9 protein-coding genes are annotated in these 12,490 nt (G+C 33.2%); 5 read left to right on the forward strand and 4 right to left on the reverse strand.

Features of this window, described 5'->3' with window-relative positions; genetic code table 11:
• Positions 1-251 precede the first annotated feature (251 nt).
• The 3 genes from queA (at position 252) to A4F88_RS09245 (ending at position 3,480) form a co-directional block, all read left to right on the forward strand.
• On the forward strand, positions 252-1,301 hold the full coding sequence (gene queA, locus A4F88_RS09235; RefSeq protein WP_068842273.1) for a tRNA preQ1(34) S-adenosylmethionine ribosyltransferase-isomerase QueA: 1,050 nt from the start codon (positions 252-254) through the stop codon (positions 1,299-1,301).
• A gap of 177 nt (positions 1,302-1,478) precedes the next feature.
• A complete protein-coding gene (gene kynU / locus A4F88_RS09240; RefSeq protein ID WP_068842274.1) occupies positions 1,479-2,756 on the forward strand; it encodes a kynureninase in 1,278 nt (425 codons plus the stop codon).
• A gap of 280 nt (positions 2,757-3,036) precedes the next feature.
• Positions 3,037-3,480, forward strand: a complete 444-nt coding sequence (locus A4F88_RS09245; RefSeq protein WP_068842275.1) for a YMGG-like glycine zipper-containing protein — start codon at positions 3,037-3,039, stop codon at positions 3,478-3,480.
• 55 nt (positions 3,481-3,535) lie between these two features.
• Here the strand turns inward: A4F88_RS09245 and A4F88_RS09250 are convergent, their stop codons facing one another.
• Positions 3,536-5,347 carry a hypothetical protein gene (locus tag A4F88_RS09250; protein ID WP_068842276.1) on the reverse strand — a complete coding sequence of 604 codons (1,812 nt, stop codon included), beginning with the start codon at positions 5,345-5,347 and terminating at the stop codon, positions 3,536-3,538.
• Positions 5,348-5,596: 249 nt separating this feature from the next.
• Between A4F88_RS09250 and A4F88_RS09255 the strand changes: the two genes are divergently transcribed.
• The gene (locus A4F88_RS09255; RefSeq protein ID WP_068842277.1) at positions 5,597-5,902 is read left to right on the forward strand and encodes a GIY-YIG nuclease family protein; all 306 of its coding nucleotides are present in this window, start codon (positions 5,597-5,599) and stop codon (positions 5,900-5,902) included.
• Between the two features lie 100 nt (positions 5,903-6,002).
• Here the strand turns inward: A4F88_RS09255 and A4F88_RS09260 are convergent, their stop codons facing one another.
• The gene (locus A4F88_RS09260) at positions 6,003-7,565 is read right to left on the reverse strand and encodes a hypothetical protein (protein WP_068842278.1); all 1,563 of its coding nucleotides are present in this window, start codon (positions 7,563-7,565) and stop codon (positions 6,003-6,005) included.
• 116 nt (positions 7,566-7,681) lie between these two features.
• Here A4F88_RS09260 and A4F88_RS09265 point away from each other — a divergent pair, with 116 nt between their 5' ends.
• Positions 7,682-10,072 (forward strand): penicillin acylase family protein, encoded by a 2,391-nt coding sequence (locus A4F88_RS09265; RefSeq protein ID WP_068842279.1) that lies wholly within the window; start codon positions 7,682-7,684, stop codon positions 10,070-10,072.
• Positions 10,073-10,263: 191 nt separating this feature from the next.
• Here the strand turns inward: A4F88_RS09265 and A4F88_RS09270 are convergent, their stop codons facing one another.
• Positions 10,264-10,707, reverse strand: coding sequence for a hypothetical protein (locus A4F88_RS09270; RefSeq protein WP_068842280.1), 444 nt, complete (start codon positions 10,705-10,707; stop codon positions 10,264-10,266).
• 224 nt (positions 10,708-10,931) lie between these two features.
• The gene (locus tag A4F88_RS09275; RefSeq protein WP_068842281.1) at positions 10,932-12,386 is read right to left on the reverse strand and encodes a serine hydrolase domain-containing protein; all 1,455 of its coding nucleotides are present in this window, start codon (positions 12,384-12,386) and stop codon (positions 10,932-10,934) included.
• Positions 12,387-12,490: the final 104 nt, after the last annotated feature.

Consider the following 12,490-nt stretch of genomic DNA (forward strand, 5'->3'; position numbering starts at 1 on the left):
CAAGCTGCTCGGCTTTAGCCAAATAAAAACATCAGCAATTTTTAAAGATTTCTAATTTAAATGAACTTATATCACTTATATGGTAAAAAAGCAATTTTTTATGTTGTCAAAACTCCACTAAATCAGCGACTTTTGAAAATAAACGTCAAAACACTTGACAACGCCTATCTCACAATCGTATATTTGCACACGATTAAAAGTCAGGGATTCAGATAATCCTGACTTAAATCTATAACTCATAACTTTCTCAAATGAAATTATCACATTTTCAATTTAATTTACCGAAAGAACTTTTAGCGGAATTCCCGGCAGAAAATAGAGACGAATCTCGTTTAATGGTAATCGATCGTCAAAAACAAACCATAGAACATAAAATGTTTAAAGATGTTATCAATTATTTTGATGACGGAGACGTTTTAATTCTTAATAATACTAAAGTTTTCCCTGCACGTTTGTACGGAAACAAAGAAAAAACAGGAGCAAGAATTGAAGTTTTCTTGTTAAGAGAATTAAATTCAGAGCAACGTCTTTGGGATGTTTTGGTTGATCCGGCTCGTAAAATCCGTATTGGGAACAAACTTTATTTTGGTGACGACGATTCGTTGGTTGCTGAGGTAATTGATAATACTACTTCTCGTGGTAGAACTTTACGTTTTTTATATGACGGTTCTTACGAAGAATTCAGAAACAAATTGACAGAACTTGGAGAAACTCCAATTCCTAAATACATCAACAGAGAAGTTACTGCTGAAGATGCTGAAAGATATCAGACTATTTATGCAAAAGAAGAAGGAGCTGTTGCTGCACCAACTGCAGGTTTACATTTCTCAAAACACCTTTTGAAAAAATTAGAAATCAAAGGAGTAAACTTTGCAGAAGTTACACTTCACGTTGGTTTAGGAACCTTTAACCCGGTTGAGGTTGAAGATTTATCAAAACACAAAATGGATTCTGAAGAGTTGATCATCAAACAAGAAGCCTGTGATATTGTAAATGAAGCAAAAGGAAAGAAAAAACGTATTTGCGCAGTAGGAACAACTTCTATGCGTGCTATCGAAAGTTCTGTTTCTTCTCAAAATACATTGAATCCATATGAAGGATGGACAAATAAATTTATTTTTCCTCCTCACGATTTTAGTATTGCGAATTGTATGATTACCAATTTCCACACACCAAAATCAACATTGTTAATGATGATTTCTGCTTTCTGTGGTCATGATTTAATGAAAAGAGCTTACGAAGAAGCAATCAAAGAAGAATACAAATTCTATTCTTACGGAGATGCGATGTTAATTCTATAATTAGATTTTTCTTATATAAAAATACCCGACAAGTTTTAAAACCTGTCGGGTTTTTTGTTTTTTAATGGTTTCAAGTTTGACGTTCGTTGTGAACTTTGCGGTAAAAATCACACAAAACATATCGACATGAAACAAAACAAACAAAATTTGTTATTTTAGCAGACAAAACAAAACACAATGACTTTTCAAAATACACGCGAATTCGCACGAGAGCTTGATTCGCAAGACACATTAAATCATTATCAGGATCAGTTTCTTTTTCCTAAAGTAAATGACAAACGCGTAATCTATTTTACCGGAAATTCTTTAGGATTACAACCAAAACGTACCAAAGCATATATTGATGAAGTAATGAACGATTGGGCAGATCTTGCCGTTGAAGGTCACTTTTATGCCGATAAACCATGGTGGGATTATCAGGAAAGATTTGCAGAACCTTTAAGTAAAATTGTGGGTGCCCTGCCTTCAGAAGTTACAGTGATGAACACTTTAACAGTTAATCTTCACTTATTGATGGTTTCTTTTTATCAGCCAAAAGGCAAACGTTATAAAATTATTTGCGAAGAAAAAGCATTTCCTTCAGATCAGTATATGTTTCAGAGTCAGGTGCATTTTCATGGCTATAAAACCGAAGATGCTATTGTAGAAATCAAACGTCGCGAAGGCGAACATAATATTCGTCTGGAAGATGTTCTGGCAAAAATTGAAGAATTGGGCGATGAACTGGCTCTGGTTTTAATTGGCGGAGTAAATTATTACACAGGTCAGGTTTTTGATATTAAAACCATTACCGAAGCGGGACAAAAAGCAGGGGCAAAAGTAGGCTGGGATTTGGCACACGCTGCAGGAAACATCAAACTACAACTTCACGATTGGAATGTAGATTTTGCTGCCTGGTGCAGTTACAAATACATGAACTCAGGACCCGGAAATGCTTCAGGTTGTTTTGTGCATGAAAAACATCATAATAATCCGGATTTACCTCGATTTGCAGGTTGGTGGGGACACAATAAAGAACGCCGTTTTAAAATGGAGCCAAATTTTGATCCGGTTCATGGAGCAGATGGCTGGCAAATTAGTAATTTACCGGTACTTTCTTTAGCGCCTTATTTAGCTTCAGTAGAAATGTTTGCTGAGGTTGGTATGGATGCCTTAATAAAAAAGAGAGATCATATCACCACTTATTTAGAATTCATTTTACATGAAATAGATAAAGAAGTTAAAGGTAATTTCGAAATTATTACACCTTCGAACCCAACAGAAAGAGCGTCCCAGCTATCTGTGTTTTTACATGGAGAAGGAAGAAGCTTGTTCGATTATTTAATGAAAAGTGGTGTTATTACAGATTGGCGTGAACCTAACGTAATTCGTCTGGCTCCAGTTCCGTTGTATTGTTCTTATGAAGATATGTATGATTTTGGACAAATCCTGAAAAAAGGAATTTTAGCAAAGTAAAATATATTAATCCCGCAAAGACGCAGAGTCGCTTAGTTTTGTGTTTCACGCATACTTTACAGATTTAAGCTGATTTTTTAATCATTTTAATTTTTTTAAGTTGTGGAGAATAGAACTTTGCGACTCTGCGTCTTTGCGGGATTCTTTTTATCCACTTGCTTCATCCGCGTCTCAAATGAGGCACAATCTTTAAATTCTGTAACCTTTAGTATAAATCATGTAACTTCAATAAAAGGGATCTTCTTTACTTTGTAGTGTAATAATTTAAAAAACTACAATCATGAAAGCCTTATATATATTATTCGCCGCTTTATCAATTATCTCTTGTCAGAATCAGGGAAAAGAAGATATTAATAAAGCCAAACAAGCTAGCATTGATTCGATGAAAGTTGAAATTAATAAACAAAGGGTTATTGATTCAATGAAGACAGAAATGGCAAACCTGAAAGAACAGCAAAAGGTGGAGCAACAAAAGATAGAATCTCAAAAAGTTGTGGTAGTACATCAACAAGCTGACGGAACTGCAACTACAACAACTACCAAAAAGAAAAAAGGATGGAGTGCAACTGCTAAAGGTGCTGTAATTGGTGCCGGAGTTGGTGCTGCAACCGGAGCAATTGTGAGTAAGAAAAAAGGTGAAGGTGCCATTATTGGTGGTTTAGCCGGTGCTGCTTTAGGAACCGGAACAGGTGCTGTTATCGATAGTAAAAAGAAAAAAGAGTAAACAATTTTGATATAAATAAAAACCCCGATTTAAATTTAAATCGGGGTTTTGCGTTTTATACTAATTCTAAAGTTGGAATCCTGATTTCGGACAATTTTGATTTATAAAAATCAAAATCTTTTTTAATGGTGTTTAAATCGTCTTTAAAGTATAAAGCAGGAGAAAGTAAATTTTGATAATACTCAATTCCTTCTAAAATATTTGTTTTAAAAGCATTCCATTTTTTAAGTTGTGCATTGGTAATCTCCCCTGAAATATTTTCGATTTCATTTCTCAGATAATCCACATACATTTTTAATTCCTTTACAAACAAATTGGGGCGATTATTAGTCCTTAAAACAGACTTATTTCCATAAATATGGCCTAACATATCACTTAGAGAAACTTCCTGGTCAAAATAAGCCATATTAGGTCCTGGACAGATGACAACACCTTGTGCCTGACCTTTTATTTTAATATCATTCTCTAAATACGAAGCATTGGCAAGTCCTACACATAAACAGGATTTTACAGTAATCGCAAATTTTGCTTTTTCGAAAGCCTCAGGAGAGAGAGAGTCTTTTGTACTTTCCAGTTCAGCCAGTTTTATATCCTGAAATTTTTTCGATGCGGTACAAATTCCATGCGGATCGTATTCTTTGCTTAGCGCTAAAAATTTCTTCGGACAGGAACTCCCTGCTTTGTTTTCCTCGATTCTTTTTTGCTTTATAATTTCATTTGTAGTTCCTCTTAAAGTATTAAACGGAACTCCTAATGGCGAAATATGACTTAAATATAAATCATCTTCTTTAGCATTTATCAATAATTTTCGGGTAACTGGATCTACAGATGTCGCTTCCGGAACTAATAAAAACGGAGTTCCCCAGCCAACAGAATCTACTTTATAGTTTTCAAGTAAGAACTCATGTTCTTCGGCAGTTCCTACACCACCCTGAACCGTAATTTTAAGTGGTAAAGGGTTTTCTGGCGTATGCACTTGTTTTTGCTGCAAAACTTTAGTCATCAGTTCGTGTGCGGATTGCACAAGCTGATCTTTTTTTTGCTTAAACTCTTCTAATATTGGTCCTAATAAAAGTCCATCAGTAGCAAAAGCATGTCCGCCGCAATTTAATCCGGATTCAATTCTGTATTCAGAAACCCAAAGTCCTTTTTTAGCTAGAAAATTACCCTGAATCATTGCAGATCTAAAATCACTTACTTTTAAAATGATTTTCTTTTTTAATTCGTTATTAAGATTAGGAAAAAAGTCTGAAAAATTCTCAAAATAACTAAACAATCTCGGATTCATTCCGGCAGAAAGTACTACCGAAGATTCAAGATTACTTTTTGCAAAACCCCTTAAAGCTGCGTGGGCATCATTAAATTCCAGAGGTAGCTGTTCGTTTTTGACAAAATTATCTTTATCTAATTTGGTCATGATATTCACATCGATATCTCCGGGAAAAAGATGTGATTCGATATAATTTTGAATGTTTTCCTTAAAAGAGATTCCATCTTCCAGCAAATTCTGAAAACCTTTTTTGATGTCTGATGAATTGGGTAACATTGACATGAAGTTTTCCAGAGCGGTTTTACTTTCTGCCAATTCAGTTTTAAAACTTTCAAATTTCTCTTTTACGATTTTGTCAACTAAGTTCAGGTAAGAAGTAATTCTTTCTGCACGATAATCGTGAAATTTCTGGGTTATTTCTTCATACGGAATATTGAATTTGGTGCTATAAAAATTACGCATCTTTTCAATCAAATCATCATCAGCTATAGAAACGACAGATGAAATTCCATATTGTGCCACGCGAATTGGGCTGTCAATAGTATAAGCAAGCCCCATTACAGGAATATGAAAAGTGTGTAAAGGTGGTTTTGTCATTTGTTTTTAAATTAAAAATAAAAGCAAATGTTGGAAAATAAAACCTAAAAAAAACTGATAATTGTCAGGTTTGCAGTTTATTATTTCCTCAATCTTGTCATTCCGTGGAACGAGGAATCTTAACAAGTAACTCTGTATGTATTGTTAATTATAAAGACTTTTTTAATCCTAATAGAATTATATTTTACAAAATAAGAATAATCTTTCTTTTTTAATTGTGATTGATCTAAAATTTTTTATTTTGGATGAATGGAAAAACAAGGAGGATATCATACTTACTATATTTATATCATTACAAATAAATCAAAAACTGTTTTTTATACTGGCGTAACGAATAACTTAAGAATTCGTTTAAGTCAACATAAAGAAAATATAGGAGGAGAGAGTAAAAGTTTTACTTCAAAATATAAAGTTGAATTTCTGTTGTATTATGAAAAGTTTACTTGGATTCAAGAAGCAATTGGCCGTGAAAAGGAGATAAAAGGGTGGAACAGAAATAAGAAAATAGAATTAATCAAAACTATTAATCCGGATTTAGATTTTCTCAATTATTAATTTGAATAAATTGTTACAATTAATAATTTGAAATACTTTGTAGAATCCCTTATGAAGATTCCTCGTTCCTCGGAATGACATACTTCATGAGAATAATATATTAAATCAAAATCTTCTTTAAGGATTCTGCTATGCTTCTCCATAGAAAATTATAAAATGACTTTTCCTGAATTCGTTCTAATTCGACATCGGCAGTTTTTGTTTTTTCCCCTGAATCATCTTTGAGCAATAAATTTGCAACAGCAGTTTTTAATTTGGCTTCTTTTTCCGGATGTTTCTTTTTAAACAGTTTTACTTTTAAATCTTCATAGTTTAAAGACGCATTTCCTTTGGCTGTATTGTCATTTCCGTAGAAGTTGAAATGGTATTTATTGAATTTTCCGGTGAAGGATGTGTTTATATACGGCTTGGTAAATCGTTCCATTGCCACAACATTAAAATTTGAAATGGTTCCCTGAATATGAAAACTGTCTTTTGGATCCAGTACATTAAAGCTCCAGTTAACATCTAAAGGTGATGTTTTCATGAATTGACAATTGACTTTGATTTTTACATCGGCAGTTTTTTTTAAACCAAAACCACTTTTTATATTGGTAACCTGCATGTTAAAATGATCAAAATTTAAAATTCCCGGACCCTTAGAGAAATCAATTTCTTCCTCATAAACCAGCTTTGATTTTAAAATCTGAATCGTATCAATTTCTAGCGGAAACTTAATTTTTCGCAATAAGGCATTGTAAAGATATTTTTTACTTAAATCATCTTTGGGTATTTTATTACGATAGATATTGGCATCAACATGATTAGCTATTAATGCATTTGCCTTAAAGAAAAAGCGTTCGTTTTTAAATCCCCAATCCATTTTTTCAATGTGTGCCGAATCTAATTTGATGGTATAAATGTCTTTTTCTTTGTCTAATTTTTTTACAAATTCTTTTCGGTTAAATTCGGGCAGATAGGCAAAGTTTTTAATCTTTAAAAAACTATTTTCGGTACTGATTTGACCAATATTCATGTGGTAAAATACGCTGGGCTTATAATACAAACTGTCGCAAACGAGAACATATTTTTCGAAATGCATCGGGATTTTCTCTTTTAGTGTAGCATCAGTAAGTAAAATACCTTCAAGTTTTAAGATGATTTTTTTAACGCTCAGAATTGGTTTGTTGGTGTTTAAGGAAACAACATCAACTGTTCCCTCGTTCAGATAAATATTCGAAACAGCAACAATTTTTCGGAACGGCTCGATAATTTCACTTTTTATACTTTTACTATTGTTCAGAAGTTTTTCTCCTTTTTTGTATAAGATTACACGAGGCTTGTTGATGATAATGCTTTCGGCCTGAATGATATCGCGAAAAGCTAAATCCCAAATATTAAAATGTTTAATGGTAATAGATTCAATTTTAGAATAAATTCCAATTTTTGTTTTGCTGTTTTCAGGCTGATTTTTGGGATGAACTAATAAAGTCGTGGCGTAGATATTTCTCGAAATAAGCGAAACCTCGATTTTCTCATAATTAATATGATAAGCCGTTTTGTTTTTCTCGTTGATAATGATAGGGAGTTGCTTTTTTAACCAATAATTGAGACCAATATTGATAAAAATTACAAAAAGGAACACCGAAATTACACCGATCGCTATTTTTTTATAGATTGACATTTATAGTATTGATTTTAAATACATAAATTTAGAGTTTTAAAAGCGATGTTTTTTTACACGATTTTATCTTTAAGTTACATCATTACAGAATCATTTATCATTATACTTTTTTGAATATGAGAAAAATTAAAAAAATCCTGTTGGTTTTATTTGTGTTGATTGTTATTCTTGGAATAGGCTTATGTGCCTACATTTTTCATCTGAAACCCAAATATGAAGGCGAAATAGAGTTGAAAAACCTTCAGGCCACGACCACTGTTTATTTTGATGATTTTGGAGTCCCTCATATTTATGCCAATTCTGAAAAAGATGCTATGACCGCTCTGGGTTATGTTCATGCTCAGGAAAGATTGTGGCAAATGGAATTGCTTCGCAGAATCGCACCGGGAAGATTGTCTGAAATCTTTGGTTCTGTAGCGCTTAAAAATGATAAGTTTTTCTCAGGAATTGGGATCGAAGAAGCTTCGGCGAAAGCCATTACCAAATTAGATAAAAACAGTCAGAGTTATAAAATGACAATGGCTTATTTAGACGGTATTAATCAATATTTAGAAGAAGGAGTAACGCCGATTGAGTTTACTTTGGTAGGTGTTAAAAAAGAAAAATTTACAATAAAAGACGTTTACAACATTTTTGGCTACATGTCTTTTAGCTTTGCGATGGCTCAAAAAACAGATCCTTTATTAACAGATATTCGCAACAGATATGGTGCCGGATATTTGAAAGATTTAGGAATTGAAGGGGAGTTCAATACCACGCAAATTAAAAGTTCAAAAGAAAATATTGAAGAGTATACTACAATTGCAAAATCGGTTGCGGCTTTGCTGGATAATTCTCCAATTCCACCATTTGTAGGAAGCAATAGCTGGGTAGCAGGACCAAATAAAACCAAAAACGGAAAGGTAATTTTTGCCAACGACCCGCATATAGGATTTTCACAGCCGGCAACCTGGTATGAAGCACATTTAATTACGCCTGAATTTGAATTGTATGGTTGTTATCTGGCAGGAACTCCATATCCTTTATTGGCACACAATCGTAATTATGCTTACGGATTAACGATGTTTGAAAATGACGATATTGATTTTTATCAGGAAAAAAATAAAGTTGGAGATCCAAACCAATATGCAACACCTGCAGGATTTGGTAAATATGAAACCAGAACCAAAACGATTAAAGTAAAAGATACATCAGATGTAGTTTTGACGGTTAAATCAAGTCGTCATGGTCCAATTATGAATGATTTATTAGAGCGTTTAGATAAAAACAATCCTATTGCCATGTCGTGGATTTATACGCAACAGCCTATTCAGATTTTAGATGCGGTTTATGGACTTTCGCATGCCAAAAGCAAAGACGATTTCAGGAAAGCGGTTCAGTTAGTTGCTGCACCCGGATTGAATGTCATGTATGGCGATGCCAAAGGAAATGTTGGTTGGTGGGCTACAGGAAAATTATACAAGCACAATAAAGGAGTCAATTCTTTTTTAATCCTGGATGGTGCAAGTGGCAAAGATGACATTGCTGAGTATCTGGATTTCTCTAAAAATCCGTCAGCCGAAAATCCAAAATGGGGTTATGTATATTCTGCCAATAACCAGCCGGAAGCCATTGACGGTTATTTGTATCCGGGATATTATTTGCCGGAAGATCGTGCCAAAAGAATTTCAGGTTTAATGGATGCAAAATCTGACTGGGATAAAGAAGCAATAAGTAAAATGATCTTTGATAATACTTCGCCAGTTTCTCCGGGTGTAGCTCAGAGTTTAATTTCGAATGTAAATAATGCCAGTCTTTCGGCAAAAGAAAAAGAAGTAATTGCAGCTTTAAAAGCATGGAAGGGAACGAATAATCTTGAAGATATTGGACCTACGATTTACAATAAATGGGTTTATTTATATCTTAAAAATACTTTTGAAGATGAAATGGGAGAGGATAATTTTAATTTATTTCTCGGATTATCTGTTGGGAAACAAGTTATTGCCAGACAAATTGAGAACGAAAACTCGGTTTGGTGGGATAATGTTAAAACTAAAAATGTAAAAGAAACCAGAAGCGAAATTGTCTCTAAATCATTTCATGAAGCAGTAGCAGCACTTCAAAAACAATTAGGCGATCAGGTTGCCGATTGGAATTGGGGAAAAGTACATACAGTAGAACACGAACATCCGTTAGGGAAAATTGCCGCTCTGCGTAAGCTTTTTGATGTGGGACCTTTTGGTGCTCCGGGAGCAAATGAAGTAATTAACAATCAATTCTTCGGACTTAATAATGAAGGGAAGTATTACGTAAAAGGAGGGCCTTCAACCAGAAGAATTGTTGATTTTTCAGATATAGAAAACAGTTGGAGTATTTTGCCAACAGGACAATCCGGAAATCCGTTTAGTAAACATTATGACGATCAGGCAGAAATGTACAATGCTGGTCAATTCAGAAAAATGAAATTAAATAAAGATGAGATTATGAAAACGTCGACTAAACTGATTTTTAAACCGGCTAAGAAGTAGTTTTTTGTTTTCAAGTTTCAGGTTTTTGGCATGTGTGTTTTACCGCAAAGTGCGCGAAGTTTTTCGCAAAGCTATATGTGAAAAATTCTAACGTTATTTGATCTTTGTCAAAGTTTTAAACTTTGACAAAGATTTCCTAAGCAAGAAATTTAATAAAAACTTAGAACCTTAGCAACTTAGTACCTCAGAACCTATTTATACTTTCCACGCACAATATCATTGGCAAAAATCTCTAAATTATAACCCAGAGCATCATTTGTAACCATAACATTTGTGGTTTGATAAGCAGTGTCTTCTTTGTATGTTTTTAACAACGCTTCTAATTCTACTTCGTTGTAAAAAGCAAACATATTGTAAACTGCATCACGAAAGTTTTTGTAATTAATAGTTTCAGTGATTTCGACCGTTTTTTGGTCATTCCATTTTTCTTTTAAAGCAGCTTCGTTTATAGTAGCAAGGCAAAAATCGATCACATAGTTTTTGTAATGTGCAGCGTCAACAATTTTGTCGATTATAATTTTATTTTGCTGGGTAGGCATCGGAACTGTTTTTGCAGCTGTTTGAGAAAAACAAATTGTTGGCACTAACAGGCATAATAAGAATACTAAAAGAGATTGCTTCTTTAATTTTTTCATAGGTTATTAAATATGATTTACACCTTTAAAGGCTGTAAATTAGATTGATTTGGGATTTTATACTTCTTTTTTTGGGCAGTGCTAAAATAGTTTTTTTATGCTAAATATGGAATCAGAAATACGTTTTTGAAATAAAAAAACTCCGATAATTTTGGTTTTAAACCAGAACTATCAGAGTTGGTAAGATAAAGATTACTGCTCTTATGCGTTTGTCTTTTTGTCTTTTATTTTTTTAAAATTTCTTCTAAAGTTTTCTTTCCGTTTTCGTTTTTCGGATCAAGTTCTATAGATTTTTTATAATTGGTAATCGCCAGTTCTTTATTGCCGCTTGCCAGATAAGCTTCGCCTAAACTATCGTAAACATTTCCTGATTTTGGATAGGTTTCCGCATTGATTTTGAAAACTTCTATAGCTTCTTTTGTTTTTCCGGTTTGTAATAGCTGATATCCAGCTCTATTCATATCTCCTTCTAAAAGAACATAAGTAGGATCGTTTTTAAGTTTGTTATACAGGCTTAAACCACTTGTAATTCCTTGTTCTGAAAAAGAATCCAGTAATTCCAGTGCCAAAGATCTCTTAGGTGGTGTAAAAGTCTGATGGTATAAAATAGCACGAATAGATTCCGTCATTTCATCTAAAGCAGTTCCTCCGGTGTTATTCAGTAAAACAATTAAATTTTTATTAGAAGGAATACGATAAATGATAGTATTAAAACCATTAATTCCGCCTCCGTGCTGTATTGCTTTTACCTTTCCTGATGTACCATTATTGGCCTCTTCTATAAACCATCCATAACCATAAAATCCTTTTCCGGCTTTAATGTAAGAGTTAAACAACGATTCCATAGATTTTGAGGAAAGTAATTGATTTGTATAAAGTGATTGGTCCCATAAATATAAATCTTCAACAGTAGAATATAAAGAACCTGCGGCATAAGGAATACTCATGTCGAGATAAGGAGAGTTGACGATTTTTTTACCTCTTTTCTCATAACCCGCAGCTCTGTTTTTTAAAATAACATCGCTGTGATCATAACCGGAATTCACCATTTTTAAAGGAGTAAAAATGGTTTCCTGTAAATATTGCTCATATGATTTTCCTGTTGTTTTTTCTATGATATAACCCAATAAAAAATATCCTGAATTACTATAGCTGAACTTTTCTCCGGGATTAAATTCAAGAGGTAAATCCCAAAATGTCTTTACAAATTCTTCAGGTGTATAAGGATTTCTGCTTTTATCTTTAAAGAAGTTAGGCGCAGAAGTATAATTTGGAATTCCCGAAGTATGAGTCAGCAAATGATGAATTGTTATTTTGTCGCCATTCGCTTTTGGATAATCCGGCAAATAAGTAGTAATAGGAACGTCTAGTTTTAATTTGCCTTCTTCGGCTAATTTTACAATTAAGAAAGCCGTAAATTGTTTACTAATAGAACCCAGTCTAAATTTAGTATCAGGTTTGTTGGGGATATTCCATTCCATATTAGCAGAACCAAAACCTTTTTTTAAAATAACTTTTCCATTTTCAGCGACTAAAGCAGATCCGTTAAATTGACCGTATTGATTGTATTTGTTTAAAAGTTCGTCAATTTGTTTGGCTTTGTCCTGAGCAAACGAAATGTTTAAGAAAAAGAACTGAAAAATAATACTAAGAACAAGTAATTTGATTGGTTTTTTCATAACGATTGATTTTTGATTGATGATTGAAACTCTATAATCTGTTAAGATTATATTGGCGTCTTTTGTTAGACGACTGTTTTTAAATTAAGTTTCAGGAAAAATCA

This window comes from Flavobacterium chilense (genome assembly GCF_001602525.1).
Lineage (GTDB): Bacteria > Bacteroidota > Bacteroidia > Flavobacteriales > Flavobacteriaceae > Flavobacterium > Flavobacterium chilense.